This window comes from Cupriavidus sp. 207A1, assembly GCF_057798955.1.
Genome location: NZ_JBYOJO010000009.1, coordinates 108,063 through 127,143 on the forward strand (window position 1 = coordinate 108,063; position 19,081 = coordinate 127,143).

Sequence of the window (19,081 nt, forward strand, 5' to 3'; positions counted from 1 at the left end):
CCTTTCGATGGGTTCTCGAACGCTCAACGCCCGCTGAAACGGGGCTGGCGTTTCTCGGCGAAAGCCTGTCGGCCCTCGGTACGGTCGGCGGTATCGCGCAGCACGCCCCAGTAGAGCTCGGTGAGCTGCTGCGCGTCGGCTTCGCCAAGGTGGCCGGTCTGGCGCGACAGCCGTTTGACCGCCTGCACCGCCAGCGGCGCATTGGCGGCGATGCGCGCGGCGATCGCCAGCGCGCGGTCGAGCAATACGTCCGGCGCCACCGTCTCGCTGACCAGCCCGATGCGGGCCGCGTGTTCCGTATCGATCCGCTCGCCGGTCAGCACCATCTGCATCGCATGCGCCGCCGGCACGGCCTTCAGCAGCCGGTGCAGTCCCGAGACCGCCGGGATCGAGCCAACCGCCGTTTCGGGCAGGCCGAAGCTCGCCTGTGCCGATGCGATCCGCACATCGCATTGCAGCGCGAGCTCCAGACCCGCGCCGAGACAGTGGCCGTTGATCGCCGCGATCAGCGGCTTGCACAGGCCCAGGTCGGTCAGGTCCATCAGGCGAATATAGAGTCCCAGTTCGGCGGCCGGATCCGGGGCGCGGAACAGCGCCTGCGCGTAGCTGGCAGGCGATTCGCGCGTGCCTTTCAGGTCCGCGCCCGCGCAGAAGGCGCGCGTGCCGGCGCCGGTCAGCACCGCCACGCGCAGGTCGTCGCGGTCGCGCACTTCGGCCAGGTGGTCGCGCAGTTCGCGCAGGGTGGCAACGTCCAGCGCATTGAGCGCTTCGGGCCGGTCGATGGTCAGCACCGCGACCGCGCCTTCGAGATGGCGTCGTACAGTCATGGCGGACTCCTTATACGCTGGGCGACGACAGGCTGCGCCCGCCGCAGACATAGAGCACCTGCCCGGTCACATACGACGCGCGCGGGTCGAGGAAGAAGCTGACCGCATTGGCGATATCGTCGGCGGTGCCGATGCGCTGCACCGGCACCGATTTCTGCAGCCTGGCCTGCACGTCCGCCGCAAAACCGCGGAACAGCGGGGTATCGACAATGCCCGGCGCCACCGCGTTGACGGTGATGCCCTTGGCCGCGAATTCAATCGCCAGCGAACGCGTCAGGCTGACCACGCCGCCCTTGGCCGCGGCATAGTTGGCCTGCCCGAAGCCGCCCAGCCAGGCGCGCGACGAGATATTGACCACGCGGCCGTAGCCGCGCTCGACCATGCCCGGCAGCGCCGCGCGGCAGCACAGGAATTGCGAGCGCAGGTTGGTGTCGACGACCAGGTCCCAGTCTTCGTCGCTCATCTTCAGGAAGCGCATGTCGCGCACCGCGCCGGCGTTGTTGACCAGGTAGTCGACGCGGCCAGTGCGTGCCTGCACCTGCGCGAAGGCGTCGTTGACGGCGGCCGAGTCGGTCAGGTCGGCACTGGCGCCGAAGGCATCGAAGCCCTCGGCAACCAGCGCGCCGACGGCGGCATCGAGCGCGGCCGCGTCGCGGTCGAGCAGGGCCACGGCCAGGCCCTGGCGCGCCAGCTGCGTGGCGATGCCCAGGCCGATGCCGCGCGCGGCACCGGTCACCACCGCCACGTGCGCGGGATTGAAGTTTTGTGTGCGCATCTCAGACTCCCAGCAGGTGTACGGAAGAGGCGGCATGGTCCACGCCCGCGATGCCGCCGCCGGTGCATTGCGTCAGGCCGATGCGGGCCTCCGCCACCTGGCGTGCGCCGGCGCGGCCCTGCAGCTGCCACAGGATCTCGACCATTTGCGCCACGCCGGTGGCGCCGAGCGGATGGCCCTTGGCCAGCAGCCCGCCGCTGGGGTTGACCGGCACGCGCCCGCCCAGGCGCGTGGCGCCGGACCTGAGCAGGGCCACGGCCTCGCCGCGCGGCGCCAGTCCGAGGGCTTCGTAGTAGAGCAGCTCGGCGATGGTGAAGGCGTCGTGCAACTCGACCACGTCGACGTCCTGCGGCCCCAGTCCGGCCTGCACGTAAGCCTGGCGCGCGGCACGCGCGGTGATCTCGGCATCGAGGATGTCGTCGTCGGCCTCTTCGCGCATCCCCGACACCACCACCGACGACAGCACCTTCACCGGCCGCGCCTGCGCCGGGCGGTGCGTGCTTAGCACCAGCGCGGCGGCGCCATCGACCTGCGACGGGCAGCATTGCAGCAGCGTCAGCGGCTCGGCGATCATGCGCGAGGCCAGCACTTCTTCGACCGTGGTGGTGTTGCGCTGCTGCGCGTACGGGTTGAGCGACCCGTGGTGGCGGTTCTTGACCGCAACCTCGGCCAGGTCGGCCGGCCGGGCGTCGCGCTCGTACAGGAAGCGCGTGGCGCGCATCGCATAGACCGCGGGCAGCACCATGCCGGACCTGGCATAGAGCTCGGTCTTGTGGTCGTTGCGCTGCAACGGGATGGTGCCGCCGCCGAGCGCCGTGAGCTGCTCGATGCCGAACACCAGCACCGTGTCGTATTGCCCGGCCAGCAGCGCGTGCCGGGCCAGGTGCACGCCAGTGGCGCCGCTGGCGCAGGCGTTCTCGACGTTGTAGACCGGGATGCCCTTGAGCCCCAGGTCGCGCACGATGAGCTGGCCGAGGATCATGCCGCCCAGCACGTTGGCGCAATAGACCGCCTGGATGCGGCCGGCCGGCACGTCGGCGTCGGCCAGTGCCTTCAGGATGGCCTGTTGCGCCAGTTCCGGCGCCAGCACGCCAGGATGGCGGCCGAACGGCGTCATTGCGCCGCCGTGGATGTAGATGTCCTGCATGGTGCTTACCTTTTCCTTCTCTCGATCGTTCAGGCGGGGACGGCTTCGAACACATAGCCAAGCTCGGCGTCATGCCGCGGCGCGTAGCGCGCGCCGATGACCGGGCGCGCGGCGCCCAGCAGGCGACCGAAGATGCGTACCGGCCCGACGAAATCGACATAGCCGAGCGCGTACGGCGGCTGCCCGGTCTTGGGCGCGGGGTGGATCACGGTATAGCTGTAGAGCGTGCCCGTGCCGGCGATGGCGACGGCCTCATGGCCCTCGGCCAGCGGCGAGTCGGCGGGCAGCGCCGGGAAAGTCCAGGCGCCGGTGGCGCGCTCGCGCGAGGCAAGCAGATGGGGGACGGGTTCCGCGCTCCAGAGCGGATAGGGCTGGTCTGACATGGCTGTCTCCTGCGGTTGGGCCTGGTGTAATGGTTGTCGCCGGCGGGCCGCGCGACAAACGATATTTCAGGCGCTTTCGGTTGAGAAAAAGTCAAGCGAAAGGCAACGTGCAGGGGGATAGAAGGAAATGGGAGTCAGGCCCGGGAGAAGGAGAGGGCGCTTGTGGCCGCTGATCTATGCGGGTGGTGGCGCCGGCTGAGAGCGCGGTGGCACCAGCCGGCGATGGACGCCTTAGTCCACCACCCCCACCAGCCGTGACAACGACTGTTCCGCGCCGCGCGAGGCCGCCACCACGAAGTCGATGAAGCGCCGGACCCGCACCGGCATCTGGCTGCGGTGCGGGTAGTACATGTACAGCCCGACCTGGCTGCTGCTGTATCCGGGCAGGATGGCCCTGAGGCGTCCGCTGACCAGGTCGGCATGGACCATGTAGGCGGGCAGCTGGCCGATGCCGATGCCGGCGCGTACCGCCTCGACCTCGGCTTCCACGTCGTTGAAGCTGGCCACGGCCGGCAGCTCCTGGTACACCAGGTTGCCGTCCACCTGCAGTTCCCACGGCACCATGCGGCCGGTGGCAGGGCGGCGGAAGCCGGTGCACTGGTGCCGCAGCAGGTCGTCGAGCGTGGCCGGCTCGCCGTGCCGCGCCAGGTACTCCGGCGCGGCGCAGATCACCAGCGGCAGGTCGCACAGGCGCCGCGCCACCAGGTTCTGGCCGGGGCTGGTGCCGACGCGGAAGCCCACGTCGATCCTGGCTTCGACCAGGTCGGTGAAGAGGTCGCTCAGGACCACGTCGAAGCCGATGCCGGGGTGCTGGTCGCGGAAGCCCTTGACCAGCGGCACCAGCACCCGGCTGCCGAGCGACGGCGGCGCGGTCAGGCGGATCAGCCCGTCGTCGTCGCCGCGGCTGGCGCGGACCTGCTCGAGCGCCTCGTCGAGCTGGCGCATGCCGGGGGCGGTCAGTTCGAACAGGCGCGCGCCTTCCTCGGTCAGGCTGAGCTTGCGCGTGGTCCGGTGCAGCAGGCGCACGCCCAGGTGGGCCTCGAGCGTGCGCACCGCCTTGCTCGCCGCCTGCGGCGTGACGCCGGCCTCGACCGCGGCACGCCGGAAGCTGCCGGCGCGCACCACGCCGAGAAAGAGGGTGAGGACCCGGGCCTTGTCCATGACTGGCAACCAGAGGTTGGGAATGCACCCATCATAGCGCCAGTCATGGCCACGCAGGCGGTCAGGCCGCTAGTGCTCCACCAGGTGCTCGATGCGGATCGGCAGCTCCCGCACACGCTTCCCGGTGGCGTGGAAGACGGCGTTGGCGATGGCCGGGGCGACCCCCACCAGCGCGATCTCACCGAGTCCCTTGACGCCCAGTTCGTTGACGTGAGGATCGACCTCGTCGACGAAATGGGCCTCCAGCCCCTGGATATCCAGGTTGACGGGCACCAGGTAGTCCGCCATGTGCGCGTTCACCGGGCGGCCGTCGCGCGGGTCCAGCGCGGTTCGCTCCATCAGCGCCATGCCGATGCCGCCGACCATGCCGCCGGTGCACTGGCTGGCGGCCAGCCGCGGGTTGACGATGCGGCCCGCGCCATAGGCGCCAACCACCCGCCGGACCCGGATGGTGCCGACATCGGGATCGATCGCGACTTCGACGAACACCGCACCGAAGGCGTGCATGGAGAACCGGCCACGCACCGCCGCATCCGGCCCTGCGGTGGCGCTGGCCTCGATGATGCCGCTGCCATGGCTTGCCTCGCGGCGCCGGTCCAGCGCCGCGAGGCAGGCAGCGCGCACCGCCGAGCCCACCGACGCGAGCGTCATCGAGCCCCCATGCGGCGGGGTCGGCGGAAAGTCAGAGTTGCCCAGGCTGAAGCGCACGCGCTCCAGCGGCAGCATCAGCGTTTCCGCGGCGATCTGGGTGATCGAGGTATAGGTGCCGGGCCCCATGTCGCTGGCCGCGGCCTCGACTTCGGCCGTGCCGTCGGCCAGCAGGCGCACCCGCGCGCTGGCCTGGCCATGGAACACCGGGTAGCTCGCGCACGCCATGCCCCAGCCGATGCGCAGGCGGCCGTCGCGCATGGAGCCGGGCGCGAGCGTGCGGCGCGACCAGCCGAACGCATCGGCGCCGCGCTCGTAGCAGGCCAGCATGGAGCGGCTCGAGAACGGCAACTGCAGGCCCTCGTCAAGCCCGGGCTCATTGCGCCGGCGCAGCTCGAGCGGATCCATCCCGAGCGCGTGCGCCAGCTCGTCCATCGCGCATTCCAGCGCAAAAATGCCGGTGGCCTCGCCCGGGCCGCGCATATACGTGGGAGTGCTGATGTCCAGCGGCACCAGCCGGTAGCGCGTGCGCACGTTGGGACAGCTATAGAGGAACGGCGTGACCGCTGTCAGCGCCTCGGCGAACTGCTCGTAGCGGCTGGTTTCGCCGCTGCCTTCATGCACGATGGCGGTCAGCCGTCCGTCGGGCGTGGACGACAGCGCCACGCGCTGTACCGTGCGCGGTCGATGCCCCGCCAGATGAAACGTCTGCCGACGCGACAGCACCAGCTTGACCGGCCTGCCCACCACGCGCGCGGCGATCGCCGCGAGCGTGACGTGGGGCCAGGTGCGCAGGCTGGTGCCGAACGCGCCGCCGATGAACGGGCAGACCACGCGGACGTTCCCGGCCGGGAGGCCCAGGATCGCCGCTATCTCGGCCTGCTCGTTGACCACGAACTGGCTCTTGCTCCAGAGCGTCAGCCGCTCGCCTTCCCAGGCGGCAATGGTGGCGTTCGGCTCGATCGGCACGTGGTTCTCGCGGGCGGCATCGTAATGCGCATCGATGCTGACGGCCGCGGCGGCAAGTGCCGCGTCGGGGTCGCCGCGTACGCGGTCCGCTGCGTGCGGCCCCGGCTCGCGTCCCGCCTCCGGCACCACGGCTTCGGCGCGCGGGTCGAGCGGGTCGCAGACCGGGGTTTGCGCGGTATAGCCGATCCGCAGCAGGGTGGCGGCATGTTCGGCCTGGTCCAGCGCCTGTGCCACGACCACGGCCACGGGCTGGCCATAGAAGCGCACGCGGTCATCCTGCAGCACGTGCAGGCGCTCGCCATGCTCCGGATCGATAAAGCCCTTGTGCGGCGCGTAAGCCAGCTTTGGCGTGTTTTGGTGGGTCAGGACCGCCAGCACGCCGGGCACGCGCTGCGCGGCTTCGGTGTCGAGTTCCGTCAGCCGCCCCAGTCCGATCGAGGCGCCGACGATGACGGCGTAGGCCTGTCCGGGCTGGTTGAAGTCGGCGGCGTACTGCGCGCTGCCGCTGACCTTGGCGCGGCCGTCGACGCGGGCGTGCGGCTGGCCGATGTGGTTGGTGTTCATTTGCATTCTCCTGCCAGTTCGAGGGCCCGTACCACCGTGCGTTGCAGCAGGGCCACCTTGTACCGGTTGCCCGGCAGCGCCGTGGCGTCGGCAATCGTGGTCAAGGCCGCCGCCTCGAAGCTCGCGCGCGTCGGCGGCTTGCCCTGCAGCGCCAGCTCGGCCGCGCGCATGCGCCATGGCCGCGTGCCAACCCCGCCGCAGGCAAGGCGGGCGGCGCGGATCACGCCGTCGCCGAGCTCGAACGCCGCCGCGGCCGATACCAGGGCAAACTCATAGGAGGCCCGGTCCCGCACCTTCAGATAGCGCGCGGTGCGCCCGCACGAGAGCGCCGGAACCCTGACCTCGACGATGAGTTCGCCCGGTGCCAGGGTGTGCTCCAGTTGCGGCGTGGTGCCGGGAAGCCGGTACAGGTCTTCCACGGCGATGTGGCGCGCGCCGTCCGGGCCGCGTACCTGGACCACCGCATCCAGTGCCACCAGCGCGACCGCAAGGTCGGACGGGTGCGTGGCGCTGCAATGCGCGCTCGTGCCCAGGATGGCATGGCCTGAGTGCAGGCCGTCGACGGCCGCGCAGCCACTGCCCGGCGCGCGCTTGTTGCAGGCCGCGTCGAGCATGCGGAAGTAGGGACAGCGCACGCGCTGGAGCAGGTTGCCGCCGATGCTGGCCATGTTGCGCAATTGCGGCGAGGCGCCTTCGATCAGCGCCTCGGCGATCACCGGCTGCAGCCGCAGCACGTCCGGGTGCGCGGCCACGTCGGCCATGCGGGCCAGCGCGCCGATGACCAGCTCGTCGCCTTGCGCGCGGATATGGTTCAGCGGCAGCGCGTTGATGTCCACCAGGCGCGCGGGCTGTTCCACGTGCTCGCGCATCAGGTCCACCAGCGTGGTGCCGCCGGCGATGAAGCGGGCGCCGGCAGCGGCGGCCGCCAGGGCTTCGGCTTCCGAGCCGGCCTTGTGCAGGGTGAAGGGAATCATGGCAGCTTCCTTTGCCCGAGTTCGGCGATCGCGGCGACGATGCCCGGGTACGCCCCGCACCGGCAGATGTTGCCGCTCATCCAGAAGCGCACCTCGTCGGCCGAGCCGGCATGGCCCTCGTCGAGGCAGGCGACGCCCGACATGATCTGGCCGGCGGTGCAGAACCCGCACTGGAAGCCGTCGTGCGCGACGAACGCGGCCTGCAGCGGATGCAATGCGCCGCCGGGGGCCGACAGGCCTTCGATGGTGTGGACCTGCGCCTCGTGGCACAGCGCGGCCAGGGTCAGGCAGCTGTTGATGCGGCGCCCGTTCACCAGCACCGTGCAGGCGCCGCATGCGCCCTGGTTGCATCCCTTCTTCGCGCCGGTGAGGTCCAGGCGCTCGCGCAGTACGTCAAGCAGGGATTCGCGCGGATCGATTTCTAGCTGATGCGGCGTGCCGTTGATCGTCATGCGCAGCGGCATGCGGGGCGAGCCGCCGGCATCGCCGGGCTGTTGCTGGCTGCCGTTGGTACGAACAGGACTTGACATGGTTGACATTCCTCTTTGCTGGGCCCAATGGACTTGAGCGGTGGGGACGGACGCTCTGCAGGCTTGCACCCGTTCGTTGAATCCGCTGCGGCAACGACCGGGGCGACGCATTCTGCAAGTTGCAGCAGGGTGAGCGTGTTCGGCCGTCGCGATTACGGGAGGGTGCATGGCGACTTCGGACTGGCGGGCAGTCGTCGCAACGCTACCGCCACAGGCGGTCATCGAAATAGAACGACGTTGCGCTGCGGTGGACGATCCTTGCGTCTTCGACCGGGGCACGCGCCGGGCGTGTGCAGGCCGGTTTACTTCGCCCCGATAACTTCATATGCTTCCATGCGCAGCGGGGACTTGGCCCTGGCCCCGACGCTACCGACCTGGGCCTTGCGAGGTTGAGTGCCTATGCGAGCGTCGACCAGACATGGCGTTATCGATGCGGAGTTGCCGGTTAGTCCCGATGTCAGCAGCCGCGGACGGCCGTGGGCGGGCATCACCGTACAGGTCCACCACTGGCGCTCGGGCGGGGCGGTGTCGTCGCCGGAGCTGGACCACGACATGCTGGCGATGCGGCTGGCCGGACATGCCTCGCTGGAGCAGCGGCGCCTGGGCCAGGTCCATCGCAGCATCGTCTTTCCCGGCAATCTCAGCCTGCATCCTCGGCAAGTCGAGTCCAGCTGGAGCTGGGACCGGCCCGGCTCCATCGTCATTGCCCGGGTCCCGCCAACCCTGCTGGACGAAGCCGCCGATGCCACCATGCGCCTGCCACGCGGGGCACAGCAGCTGCGCAATTGCTTCGGCGTGCGCGACGGCTTTGCCGAAACCCTGATCTTCACGCTCGCGCGAGAACTCCAGCTCACCGCGCATCCGGCGCAGCTGCTGATTGCCGAGTCCCTGTCCTGCGCGCTGTCCGCCCATCTGGTGCATCGCTTCAATGTCGGCAACCCGGGGGCCTCGCCGACGCCCGGCGGCTTGCATCCTCATGCGCTGAGCAGGGTCCTGGACTATATCCATGGCACCCCGGAGGTGGTGACGCTGCAGGCGCTGGCAGATCTCGCCAATGTCAGCCGCTTTCATTTCGCGCGCGTGTTCAAGCGCAGCATGGGTGAAACGCCGATGGCGTATGTCGAGCGCGTGCGCTTGTTGCGCGCGCGCGAGATGATCCGCTCTGGCGACTATCCGCTGGCGCTGGTGGCCACGCTGGTGGGGTTCTCCGACCAGTCACATCTGGGGCGGCGCTTCAAGCGGCATTTCGGCTGCACTCCCGGCGAACTGCTCAGGTACGGCACCACGCCAGGCGCGGAGGCGTCGCCACAGCTGCAAGTGCCGCAGCCCGCCATGTCATGCGTTTGTAATTAAGACCCTGGCTTTCCTTGTAATCCGTGGATTCGTGGCGCACGCAGCGTGTACTGGCACCTGCAACGGTCGCTGGTGCGCCGCCCGATGCACCGGCAACGCAAGGCACGAATGTTGCGGGAGTTCCTGACAGCGATGGGTATATCGCTGGCCCGAGAGTCATGTGACCGGGTCGACCATCCACCCGCCACAAGGCGTCGGTAGAGGCCGCGTCGGGACCTTTGGGACAAGGAGAGCTGTCATGAATATCGTCTGGCTTGTTGGAGCCGTGGTCATCATTCTCGCGGTACTCAGCTTCTTCGGCTTGCGCTAGACCACATCGCGTAGCGTGCCGCGCCGCGCCGCCGGCGCATCGCCGCGGCATGCGCGTACCGCGGGCATCGCATGATGCCCTTGCTGCAGTGCGGCGTGGCGGCGCCACGCCCGCTTCTCTGTTTCCCCTTCCGCTGGGGCAATTTCATCTGTTCCGACGACGAGTTTTTGCGCCTGTCTTGCCAACAATGTCCGGCCAAGACAGCGACAAAACCATCCGAGGAGACAGACATGAGCACACATCCGTTCGACCTGACCGGCAAGGTGGCACTGGTGACCGGCGGTAACGGCGGCATTGGCCTGGGCATTGCCGAGGGGCTGGCCGTGGCCGGCGCCGATATCGCGATCTGGGGCACCAACGCGGACAAGAACGCCGCCGCCGCGGACCGGCTGGGCCGGCACGGGCGCAAGGTCCATACGGAGCTTTGCGACGTGGGCGATGAGCAGGCGGTCGACGCCGCAATGATGCGCACGGTGGCGGCGCTGGGACGCATCGACGGCTGCTTTGCCAACGCCGGCGTGGGCAGCGGCAGCAAGGCACCGTTCGACCAGATCGCCACCGAGGCCTGGCGCCGGACCCTGCGCGTCAACCTGGACGGCGCCTTCTTCACGCTGCGCGCGGCGGTGCGGCAGATGCTGGCGCAGGGCGACGGCGGCGTGCTGTGCAGCACGGCCTCGGTCGCCGCCATCGAAGGCGCGCCGCGCGCCGAGCACTACGCCGCCACCAAGGGCGGCGTGATCTCGATGATGCGGGGGCTCGCGGTCGAGTATGCGCGCAAGGGCATCCGCGCCCATTCGATCCTGCCGGGCTGGATCAAGACCGAGATGACGAGCGCGGCGCAGGGCAACGATGCCTTCCAGGAGATGGTGCACAAGCGCGTGCCGATGCGCCGCTGGGGCGAGGGCAGCGACTTCGCCGGCATCGCGGTCTACCTGATGAGCCCGGCCTCGGCCTACCACACCGGCGATACCTTCGTCATCGACGGCGGCTATACGTTGTTCTGACGCCCCGGGCCCACCGGCCAGACCCTGCCGCCGCCGACCACATAGGCGCGCTCGTCGGCCTGCGGCCGCACCGTGGCATGGCCGGTGAAGGCGCCGAACGCGGGCAGGATGGCGCCGCGCGGCCCGAACAGGAAGCAGGGCAGGCGCAGGCTGTCGGCGCCGCTGCCGCGCAGCCGGCAGGCCGGGTGCAGATGGCCCGCCAGCACATAGCCCAGCGGCGACGTGCCGGGCATATGGCAGAGCGCGAACGGGCCCGCCACCACGGGCTCGGACACCACGGCAATGCCGAGCGACGCGGGCGGGTCGCCGGCGCGCGCGTCGTGGTTGCCGCGCACCAGCGTGCAGCGCAACGGCGCCGGCAGGTCCTGGCGCCAGTCGTATAACGCCTGCAGCACCGCTGGCGTGCGCGAGGCGCGCGCGTGCAGGAAGTCGCCGAGGAATACCAGTTCATCGACCGGCAGTTGTCGCACCAGCCGGGTCAGCACTGACAGGTTGTCGCCGGTGGTGCCGTGCGGTACCGGTTGCCCGAGCGCGCGGAACGCCGCGGCCTTGCCAAAGTGGACGTCGGCCACCATCAGCATGTCGGCCGCCGGCCACCACAGCGCATGTTCGGGCAGCAGCCAAAGCGTTTCGCCGGCGGCCTCCACCGCCATCGCGCCGCCCTGCTGCAAGGTGCGGGCGTCGGGCGTCATAGCAGCGGCAACGGCTTCGACGGCTTGCGTGGCCGGCGCGCCCGGCGCGGTGTTCTGGCGGACGGGCCGGCATGGTCGGCCATGCCGAAGCGCGCGGCCTCGGCAACGGCATCGGCCGTCGCTTCGGCCGGCATGCCCGCGGCTTCGCCGGGCTCGGGTCCGGCCGCCAGTTCCAGGTCGGCCAGCATCCGGGCGATGCGGTCGGCGAGCTTCTCGGTGCTGAGCTTCTCGCGCAGGAACTCCACCACCAGCGGGAACGACAGCGGCGTGGGCCGCTTCAGCGCGTGCAGGTCCAGCTTCAGCGCCGCCAGCCGCTCCAGCGTTGCGGCGAGCCGATGCGCGTCCAGCTCCTGCATCAGCACTTCGCGTTCGGCCTGGCCCAGCAGCAGGTTGCCGGGGTCGTGCTTGCGGAAGACCTCGTAGAACAGGCTGGACGACGCCTGCAGCTGGCGCGCGCTTTTGGGCGCGCCGGGGTAGCCCTGGAAGATCAGCCCGGCAATGCGCGCGATCTCGCGGAAACGCCGCAACGACAGTTCGCCCGCGTTGAGGCTGCCCAGCACGTCGGCGGCCAGGTCGCGCCGGCGCTCGTCGGCCAATACCTGCGGCAGCCAGCGGGCCCAGTCCACCGGCGCCGACGCCAGCAGTTCCAGCCCGTAATCGTTGACGGCCACCGAGAACGTGGCCGGCACCTGTTGCCCCAGCCGCCATGCCAGCAGGCTGCCCAGGCCAAGGTGGACCGAGCGGCCGGCAAACGGATAGAGGAACAGGTGCCAGCCCTCGCGCGAATGCAGCGATTCGGCCAGCAGGGTGTGGCGCGTGGGCAGGGCCGACCACTGCGCCTGCAGGTCCACCAGCGGCTGGATCAGCGGCAGCTCGGGGGTGTCGCGCGGATCCAGCCGGCCCGCCGCGGCTGCGGCGAGCGTGTCGATCACGGCCTCGGCCAGCTCGGTCGACATCGGCATCTTGCCGCCGTTCCAGCGCGGCACCACCGGGCGTCGGCCGCTCGCACGGCGCACGAAGGCGGTCATCTCCTGCACCCGCACCAGTTCCAGCAGCCGGCCCCCGAACAGGAAGCAGTCGCCGGGCGCGAGCCGGGCGATAAAGCCTTCTTCCACCGACCCCAGCGAGGCGCCGCCGCTGCCCGCGCGGCTCCAGTAGCGCACCTGCATGGTGGCATCGCTGACGATGGTGCCCACGCTCATGCGGTGGCGCCGCGCCAGCCCCACGTCCGGCACGCGCCAGACGCCTTCGTCGTCGGGCACCGCGCGGCGGAAATCCGGGTACGCCGTCAGCGTGGCGCCACCCTGGCGCACGAAGTCCAGGCACCACTGCCATTCCTCGCCGGTCAGGCCGCGGTAGGCCCAGGCGGAGCGCACCTCGGCCAGCAATGCTTCGGGCCGGAAGCCGCCGCCCAGCGCCACCGTGACCAGGTGCTGCACCAGCACGTCGAGCGGTTTGTCGGGCGACTCGCGCGCCTCGATCCGGCCGGCCTGCACCGCATGCCGCGCGGCCACGGCCTCGACCAGTTCCAGGCTGTGCGTGGGAACCACCGTCACGCGCGAGGCGCGGCCCGGCGCATGGCCGGAGCGCCCGGCGCGCTGCAGCAGGCGCGCCACCCCTTTGGGCGATCCGACCTGCAGCACGCGCTCCACCGGCAGGAAGTCGACACCAAGGTCCAGGCTGGAGGTGCACACCACCGCGCGCAGCGCGCCGTTCTTCAGGTTCAGCTCGACCCATTCGCGCACCGCGCGGTCGAGCGAGCCGTGGTGCAGGGCAATCTCGCCCGCCCAGTCCGGGCGCGCGTCGAGCAGCGCCTGGTACCACAGCTCGGCCTGCGAGCGCGTATTGAGGAACACCAGCGTGGTGCCGCCGTGCGCCAGTTCTTCGACCACGTGCGGCAGCATCGACAGGCCCAGGTGGCCGGCAAACGGGAAGCGGCTGGCGTTGTCGGGCAGCAGGGTATCGATCACCAGGGTCTTCGGCGTATGGCCGTGCACCAGCACGCGCCGCTCGCCGGGCACGCCGCTCAGGAGCACGTCGGCCGCGTGCGGCAGATTGCCGAGCGTGGCCGACAGCCCCCACACCATCAGCGCGGGCTGCCATTGCCGCAGCCGCGCCAGCGCCAGCTGCACCTGCACGCCGCGCTTGTTGCCGAGCAGCTCGTGCCATTCGTCGACCACCACCATGCGCACGCGCCGCAGGGTGTCGTGCGCGTCGGCACGGGTCAGCATCAGCGTCAGGCTTTCGGGCGTGGTCACCAGTGCGGTCGGCAAGCGCCGCTGCTGCGCCGCGCGCTCGGCACTGCCGGTGTCGCCGGTGCGCAGCGCGACGGTCCAGTCGAGGTCCAGCTCGGCCAGCGGCGCCTGCAGCGCGCGCGTGGTGTCCGCCGCCAGCGCGCGCATCGGCGTCAGCCACAGCACGGTCAGCGGCGGCGCGGGCTTGCCGTGCGACGGGGCCGCGCGCGGCGTGGCGAACGCCATCAGCGCGCCGAGCCACGCCGCATAGGTCTTGCCGGTGCCGGTGGTGGCATGCAGCAGCCCGCTCTGGCCGCGCGCGATCGCGGTCCAGACTTCGCGCTGGAAGGCGAAGGGCTGCCAGCCGCGCGCGTCGAACAGCGCCTGCATGCCCTGGGCCACGGTCAACGCAGGCGGGTCGGGCAGGGCCGGGTCGACCGCCGCCGTCGCTTGCCGGCTTGCGCCACGGGGCGGGTTCATGCCGCATCCTCGCGCGGCGTGCCGGTGGCCGGCAGCATCGCTTCGAGCGTGGCCAGCGTGTCGGCCTCTTCGATCGGCTTGTCGGTGCGCCAGCGCAGCATGCGCGGAAAGCGCACCGCGATGCCGCTCTTGTGGCGGCCGCTGCGGGCAATGCCTTCGAAGCCGAGCTCGAACACCTGGGTCGGCTCCACGCTGCGCACCGGGCCGAACTTCTCGACCGTGGTGCGGCGCACGATGGCGTCGACCGCGCGCATCTCGGCGTCGGTCAGCCCGGAATAGGCCTTGGCGAACGGCACCAGCGCCCGCCCCGGCGTTCCGGGCGGGCCGTTCCAGACGGCGAAGGTGAAGTCGGTATAGAGGCTGGCGCGGCGGCCGTGGCCGCGCTGCGCGTAGACCAGCACGGCATCGACCGAGTACGGGTCGATCTTCCACTTCCACCAGACCCCCACATCCTTGGTGCGGCCCGCGCCATAGGCCGCGCCGGCGGCCTTCAGCATGAAGCCCTCCACGCCCAGCTCGCGCGATGCGTCGCGCAGGCGGGCATAGTGTTCCCAGCTGTCGGCGTCCACCAGCGGACTCAGTTCCAGTGCGGGGTGGACGTGCGCGGCGACCACCTGTTCCAGCCGCGCGCGGCGCTCGGCCTGCGGGCGGCTACGCCAGTCCTCGCCCTGCCACTCGAGCAGGTCGTACGCCATCAGGATGGCGGGCGCTTCGCGCAGCAGCCTGGCGCTCAGCGTCTTGCGGCCGATGCGCTGCTGCAGCAACGCGAACGGCTGCACGCGCCCCTGCTGCCAGATCACGATCTCGCCATCGAGCACGGTGCCGTTTGGCAACGTCGCGGCGGCCTGCTGCAGTTCCGGGAAGCGCTCGGTGATCAGTTCCTCGCCGCGCGACCACAGCCAGGTCTGGCCGCCGCGCCGCACCAGCTGGGCGCGGATGCCGTCCCACTTCCATTCCACCAGCCACGCGCCGGGCGCGCCCAGCACGGTGTCGAACTGCTCGGCCGGGGCCTGCAGGGGATGGGCCAGGAAGAACGGATACGGCTGGCCGCCGGCGCGCAGGGCGCGGTCGTCTTCGTCCTCGGGCGCCAGCAGGGCCAGCAAGCGCGCCGCGTCGGGGCGCGCCGAGAGATCGGTGTAGCCGACCATGCGCTCGGCCACGCGCTTGGGGTCGATGCCGGCCACCTCGCCCAGCGCGCGCGTGACCAGCAGGCGCGACACCCCCACGCGGAACGCGCCGGTGATCAGCTTGAACAGCACCAGCCGGCCATGCGCATCGAGCGGGCGCCACAGCGCATCGAGTCGCGGCAGCAGCGCTTCCGGCGGCAGCCCGCGCAGCGGCAGCAGCCGCAGCTCGACCCATTCCGCCAGGCCGGCGTGGTCGGCATCGCGCGGCTCCGGCAGCAGCAGCGCGATGGTCTCGGCAAGATCGCCGACCGCCTGGTAGCTTTCCTCGAACAGCCAGTCGGGCAGGTCGGCGGCCTGCCGTGCGAGGTCGCGCAGCAGCGATACCGGCACGATCTGGCGCGGCTTGCCGCCCGCCAGGAAATAGACGGCCCAGGCGGCATCCTCGGGCGGCGCGACACGCAGGTATTCGACCAGCGCGGCCAGCCGGGCCTTGGTCGACGTGGTGCCGTCGAGCGCGGCGTAGAGGTCGGCAAAGGCCTTCATGGCGCGGCCTTTTCGTGGCCCGCTTCCTGGCCCGCTTCGGCGGACACCGCCGGGTCCGGGCGCGCGGCTTCATCGTCGTCGCCGTACTCGGTGTCGAAGGCCTGCGCCTGCCAGCCGCGCTCGCCGAGGTAGCGCACCATCACCGGCACGTTGCCGTGGGTCACGATGATGCGGGCCGCGCCGGTGGCGCTGATCGCCTGCAGCAGCCCGGGCCAGTCGGCATGGTCCGACAGCGCAAAGCCGCGATCGACGCCGCGCCGCCGGCGCGTGCCGCGCAGCTGCATCCAGCCGCTGGCGAACGCGTCGGAGGCATCGCCGAAACGCCGCAGCCAGGGCGAGCGCTGCGCCGAGGGCGGCGCCACCACCAGCGCCTGGCGCAGCAGCGGGCTGCGCGCGGGCAGTTCGGAGACCAGTGCCGTGGGCGGCAGCGCGACGCCAGCCTCGGCATAGGCGGCGTTGAGCTGCGTCAGCGCGCCATGCACGATCACCGGCCCGGGCATGCCATCGGCGCCGGTATGCCGCAGCAGGCCATGCAGGATGCGCTGCGCCTTGCCGAAGGTATAGGCGTAGACGACGCTGGCGCGCCCGGCACGGGCATTGGCCTGCCACCAGTCGAAGATTTCGGCCATCAGCGTCGCCTGCGGCGGCCAGCGGTAGATCGGCAGGCCGAACGTGCTTTCGGTGATGAAGGTGTCGCAGGGCACCGGCTCGAACGGGGCGCAGGTGCCGTCGGCTTCCAGCTTGTAGTCGCCCGAGGCCACCCAGACCTGCCCGCCATGCTCCAGCCGCACCTGCGCCGAGCCCAGCACGTGCCCGGCCGGATGCAGGCTCAGCGTGACGCCGTGGTGGGTGATGCGTTCGCCGTAGCGCAGGGTATCGAGTTGGATGCCGGGCAGCCGCGCCAGCAGCACGCCGCGGCCGGGCGCCGCGCACAGGTAGTGCGCATGGCCGAAGCGGGCGTGGTCGGAGTGGGCGTGGGTAATGACGGCGCGCTCGACCGGGCGCCACGGATCGATGTAGAAGTCGCCGGGCGGGCAATAGAGGCCTTCCGGCCGGGCGACGATGAGGTCGCCGGGGCGGGCGGAATCGGGTAGCGGCCGGGTCGGGTCCAAGCGTGCCTCCTGATGCACTGCGGCCGCTGCGTGGCCGCGATGCTCCCGCGGAGGGAGACCTGGGCATCATACTTCGCGGCGCTGCCGGGTGTGGAGGCGGTGGGGGCTGGTTCGGGTGTCGGTGGGGGTCTGACAAGCGGGGTCGCGCTTGACGCATCGATTCAACGCAACGCGGCTGACGGTGTGCTCCCCTCTCCCGCGTGCGGGAGAGGGAGTACGCAATCGCGAGTTCGAAGGTCGGTGGCAGGGACGGCGTGCGCTTTCAGCCGGCAGCGCCAGACTGCTTACAGCACGTCGTCCTTCAGGTGATACCAGTGATACAGCACCCGCTGCCCCAGCCTCCGGAACGGTGCGAACATCTGCGATTCCACCATCTCGCGCACATTGGGGAACGGCAGCGGCGAGCCGAAGATGGGCAGTTCCGGCAGCGCCGACGACTTGCCGGCGATCAGCGCCGCCAGGCGCTTGCCGGCCTGGGCGGAATACATCACGCCGTTGCCGCCGTAGCCCATGGCGTAGTAGATCGACTGCGCCGGGTCGGGCTGGGTGATGCGCGGCATCATGTCGTGGCTGACGTCGACCCAGCCCCACCAGGAATAGTCGATCTGGATACCCTGCAGCGCGGGGAATTTGCGGTGCATGTCGGCGATCAGCTTCTGCTTGTACTGGTCCTGCGGCGCGTCGTTGCCGGTGATGGCGCTGCGGCTGCCGATCTGCAGGCGGCCGTCGGGCATGAGCCGGTAGTAGTGGCGCAGGATGCGGGTGTCGGTGATGACCTGCGTGGTGCGGAAGTTGCACGCGGCCAGTTCATCGGCGGTGAGCGGGCGCGTGACGATGGAGTTCGACAGGATCGGGAACAGCCGGTTCTTCAGCTCGCGGTGCAGCGACTGCGAAGTATAGCCGCCGGTGGCCACGCCCACGGCGCGGGCGCGCACGATGCCGCCCGGGGTGCGCAGGTAGTGCACGCCATTGCGCGTTTCCCAGCCCGTCACCGGGCTGGACGGATGCACCTTGGCGCCGAGCGCGCGCGCGCGGCGCAGGTAGCCGAAGGCGAGCTTGCCGGCATGGATGCCGATGCCCTCGGGTTCGTGCATGGCGCCCGCGGCTTCCTTGTCGTCGACGTATTCGCGCCGCACGGTGTCGGCATCGAGGATGCGCGCGTCGTAGTTGAACACCTCGCGCAGGATCTTCGCTTCCTTCTCCAGCGCGGGCATCACCTTGACGCGGTGCGCGATATACAGGTGGCCACCGGGCTGCGGATCGCAGTCGATGTCCTTGATCAGGCCCTTGAAGGTCTCCATGCCGTCGCAGACCTCTTGATGCAGGCGCAGCGCGGTATCGAGGCCGTAGCGCTGGATCCACTGCGAGCGCTTGAGCCGCCCCGACGCGCATTGCGCCTGGCCGCCGTTGCGCGTGCTGCAGCCCCAGCTGACGCGGTTGGCCTCGAGCACGGTGGCCTTGATGCCGTATTCCTGCGCCAGGAAGATGGCGCAGGTCAGGCCGGTGAAGCCCGAGCCGATGATGGCCACGTCGACGTCGATGTCGTGCGTGATCGGGCCGTCGTCGGCGGGCGGCTCGCCCGCGGTGCCGATCCAGTAGGTGGGCGCATATTCCCGGCCATGGCCGGGCGTGGGCGTGTGCAGCGGGTCGTAGGCGGGGTCGTACGGCCGGGTCGGGGCGGTCGACTGCTCGCCGGCCAGGAGGCTGCTGCGGGGGGCTACGGCTTGCATGGCGCGTCTCCTCGCTTCAGGCTGCGGCCACCACCGGCGGGCGGTCCTTGCGGTAGGCATTCTTCACCGCGATCTTGCCGCCGCGGAAGGTGAACACGTCGACCATGCGCGCTTCGATGCGGGCGCCGTCGGCGCGGGTGCCGCGGAAGGTCGATTCGCTGACGCCGCGGTCGCCCGTGACGAAGTGGTCGCCATCGACCCATTGCGCATCGGGGAAGGTCTGCCAGGCCAGCTGGAAGCCTTCGCGCACCGCCTCGCGGCCGACAAAGCTGCGGCCGAGCAGGTCGGGGCCGGCCACGCCGTGGAAGACGCAGTCATCGGCCATGCAGTCCATCAGCGCGTCGATGTCGTGGCGGTTCCAGGCGTCGTTGAAGGCTTGCAGCAGTTCGATGCCGGCGGCGGTGTTGTCCTTGGACATGGCTTGGTCTCCGTGAGTGTTGTGTGCCGGTCCATCGGGAACCGGCCATGACTCGAGGATAGGGAAACCGGCCGCGGCGCTGTAGCGCCAGTTCGGGACT

At 70.5% G+C, this 19,081-nt stretch carries 16 protein-coding genes; 2 read left to right on the plus strand and 14 right to left on the minus strand.

Going from position 1 to position 19,081, the window contains the following annotated elements; genetic code table 11:
• Positions 1–23: 23 nt before the first annotated feature.
• From AC3FMM_RS18000 to AC3FMM_RS18035, 8 genes are all read right to left on the minus strand, one after another.
• Positions 24–827, minus strand: a complete 804-nt coding sequence (locus AC3FMM_RS18000; RefSeq protein ID WP_488687208.1) for an enoyl-CoA hydratase/isomerase family protein — start codon at positions 825–827, stop codon at positions 24–26.
• 10 nt (positions 828–837) lie between these two features.
• Positions 838–1,602 (minus strand): SDR family oxidoreductase, encoded by a 765-nt coding sequence (locus AC3FMM_RS18005; protein ID WP_115712931.1) that lies wholly within the window; start codon positions 1,600–1,602, stop codon positions 838–840.
• 1 nt (position 1,603) lies between these two features.
• Positions 1,604–2,749: a thiolase family protein gene (locus AC3FMM_RS18010; RefSeq protein ID WP_488687209.1), complete on the minus strand. Its 1,146-nt coding sequence runs from the start codon at positions 2,747–2,749 to the stop codon at positions 1,604–1,606.
• 29 nt (positions 2,750–2,778) lie between these two features.
• On the minus strand, positions 2,779–3,132 hold the full coding sequence (locus tag AC3FMM_RS18015; RefSeq protein WP_116314634.1) for a Zn-ribbon domain-containing OB-fold protein: 354 nt from the start codon (positions 3,130–3,132) through the stop codon (positions 2,779–2,781).
• 231 nt (positions 3,133–3,363) lie between these two features.
• A complete protein-coding gene (locus AC3FMM_RS18020; protein ID WP_116314633.1) occupies positions 3,364–4,293 on the minus strand; it encodes a LysR family transcriptional regulator in 930 nt (309 codons plus the stop codon).
• 69 nt (positions 4,294–4,362) lie between these two features.
• Complete coding sequence (locus tag AC3FMM_RS18025; RefSeq protein ID WP_473704910.1) at positions 4,363–6,474, minus strand: xanthine dehydrogenase family protein molybdopterin-binding subunit; 2,112 nt, start codon at positions 6,472–6,474, stop codon at positions 4,363–4,365.
• The gene (locus AC3FMM_RS18030) at positions 6,471–7,448 is read right to left on the minus strand and encodes an FAD binding domain-containing protein (RefSeq protein ID WP_488687210.1); all 978 of its coding nucleotides are present in this window, start codon (positions 7,446–7,448) and stop codon (positions 6,471–6,473) included. Before AC3FMM_RS18030 ends, AC3FMM_RS18025 begins: the two co-directional genes overlap by 4 nt.
• Positions 7,445–7,978, minus strand: coding sequence for a (2Fe-2S)-binding protein (locus AC3FMM_RS18035; RefSeq protein WP_115712937.1), 534 nt, complete (start codon positions 7,976–7,978; stop codon positions 7,445–7,447). Before AC3FMM_RS18035 ends, AC3FMM_RS18030 begins: the two co-directional genes overlap by 4 nt.
• 399 nt (positions 7,979–8,377) lie before the next feature.
• On the opposite strand from AC3FMM_RS18035, the gene AC3FMM_RS18040 reads away from it, so the two are divergent.
• A complete protein-coding gene (locus tag AC3FMM_RS18040) occupies positions 8,378–9,331 on the plus strand; it encodes a helix-turn-helix transcriptional regulator (protein ID WP_488687211.1) in 954 nt (317 codons plus the stop codon).
• A gap of 540 nt (positions 9,332–9,871) precedes the next feature.
• A complete protein-coding gene (locus AC3FMM_RS18045) occupies positions 9,872–10,645 on the plus strand; it encodes an SDR family NAD(P)-dependent oxidoreductase (protein WP_115712939.1) in 774 nt (257 codons plus the stop codon).
• Here the strand turns inward: AC3FMM_RS18045 and pdeM are convergent.
• The 6 genes from pdeM to AC3FMM_RS18075 all read right to left on the minus strand — a co-directional run bounded on the left by pdeM (position 10,630) and on the right by AC3FMM_RS18075 (position 18,981).
• Positions 10,630–11,337 (minus strand): ligase-associated DNA damage response endonuclease PdeM, encoded by a 708-nt coding sequence (pdeM, locus tag AC3FMM_RS18050; protein WP_488687212.1) that lies wholly within the window; start codon positions 11,335–11,337, stop codon positions 10,630–10,632. The genes AC3FMM_RS18045 and pdeM overlap by 16 nt on opposite strands.
• A complete protein-coding gene (locus tag AC3FMM_RS18055; RefSeq protein ID WP_488687213.1) occupies positions 11,334–14,051 on the minus strand; it encodes a ligase-associated DNA damage response DEXH box helicase in 2,718 nt (905 codons plus the stop codon). The genes pdeM and AC3FMM_RS18055 overlap by 4 nt, the downstream gene beginning before the upstream one ends.
• On the minus strand, positions 14,048–15,721 hold the full coding sequence (locus AC3FMM_RS18060; protein ID WP_488687214.1) for an ATP-dependent DNA ligase: 1,674 nt from the start codon (positions 15,719–15,721) through the stop codon (positions 14,048–14,050). Before AC3FMM_RS18060 ends, AC3FMM_RS18055 begins: the two co-directional genes overlap by 4 nt.
• Entirely contained in the window at positions 15,718–16,833 is a 1,116-nt protein-coding gene (locus AC3FMM_RS18065; RefSeq protein WP_488687215.1) for a ligase-associated DNA damage response exonuclease, read from the minus strand. The genes AC3FMM_RS18060 and AC3FMM_RS18065 overlap by 4 nt, the downstream gene beginning before the upstream one ends.
• A gap of 284 nt (positions 16,834–17,117) precedes the next feature.
• Positions 17,118–18,563 carry an NAD(P)/FAD-dependent oxidoreductase gene (locus AC3FMM_RS18070; RefSeq protein ID WP_488687216.1) on the minus strand — a complete coding sequence of 482 codons (1,446 nt, stop codon included), beginning with the start codon at positions 18,561–18,563 and terminating at the stop codon, positions 17,118–17,120.
• Between the two features lie 16 nt (positions 18,564–18,579).
• Complete coding sequence (locus AC3FMM_RS18075) at positions 18,580–18,981, minus strand: nuclear transport factor 2 family protein (protein WP_115712944.1); 402 nt, start codon at positions 18,979–18,981, stop codon at positions 18,580–18,582.
• Positions 18,982–19,081: the final 100 nt, after the last annotated feature.

What these genes read in the sequence shown, in the direction of transcription:
- AC3FMM_RS18000 (WP_488687208.1), bottom strand. Translation starts at nt 827, where the DNA reads ATGACTGTACGACGCCATCTCGAAGGCGCGGTCGCGGTGCTGACCATC.
- AC3FMM_RS18005 (WP_115712931.1), bottom strand. Translation starts at nt 1,602, where the DNA reads ATGCGCACACAAAACTTCAATCCCGCGCACGTGGCGGTGGTGACCGGT.
- AC3FMM_RS18010 (WP_488687209.1), bottom strand. Translation starts at nt 2,749, where the DNA reads ATGCAGGACATCTACATCCACGGCGGCGCAATGACGCCGTTCGGCCGC.
- AC3FMM_RS18015 (WP_116314634.1), bottom strand. Translation starts at nt 3,132, where the DNA reads ATGTCAGACCAGCCCTATCCGCTCTGGAGCGCGGAACCCGTCCCCCAT.
- AC3FMM_RS18020 (WP_116314633.1), bottom strand. Translation starts at nt 4,293, where the DNA reads ATGGACAAGGCCCGGGTCCTCACCCTCTTTCTCGGCGTGGTGCGCGCC.
- AC3FMM_RS18025 (WP_473704910.1), bottom strand. Translation starts at nt 6,474, where the DNA reads ATGAACACCAACCACATCGGCCAGCCGCACGCCCGCGTCGACGGCCGC.
- AC3FMM_RS18030 (WP_488687210.1), bottom strand. Translation starts at nt 7,448, where the DNA reads ATGATTCCCTTCACCCTGCACAAGGCCGGCTCGGAAGCCGAAGCCCTG.
- AC3FMM_RS18035 (WP_115712937.1), bottom strand. Translation starts at nt 7,978, where the DNA reads ATGTCAAGTCCTGTTCGTACCAACGGCAGCCAGCAACAGCCCGGCGAT.
- AC3FMM_RS18040 (WP_488687211.1), top strand. Translation starts at nt 8,378, where the DNA reads ATGCGAGCGTCGACCAGACATGGCGTTATCGATGCGGAGTTGCCGGTT.
- AC3FMM_RS18045 (WP_115712939.1), top strand. Translation starts at nt 9,872, where the DNA reads ATGAGCACACATCCGTTCGACCTGACCGGCAAGGTGGCACTGGTGACC.
- pdeM (WP_488687212.1), bottom strand. Translation starts at nt 11,337, where the DNA reads ATGACGCCCGACGCCCGCACCTTGCAGCAGGGCGGCGCGATGGCGGTG.
- AC3FMM_RS18055 (WP_488687213.1), bottom strand. Translation starts at nt 14,051, where the DNA reads ATGAACCCGCCCCGTGGCGCAAGCCGGCAAGCGACGGCGGCGGTCGAC.
- AC3FMM_RS18060 (WP_488687214.1), bottom strand. Translation starts at nt 15,721, where the DNA reads ATGAAGGCCTTTGCCGACCTCTACGCCGCGCTCGACGGCACCACGTCG.
- AC3FMM_RS18070 (WP_488687216.1), bottom strand. Translation starts at nt 18,563, where the DNA reads ATGCAAGCCGTAGCCCCCCGCAGCAGCCTCCTGGCCGGCGAGCAGTCG.
- AC3FMM_RS18075 (WP_115712944.1), bottom strand. Translation starts at nt 18,981, where the DNA reads ATGTCCAAGGACAACACCGCCGCCGGCATCGAACTGCTGCAAGCCTTC.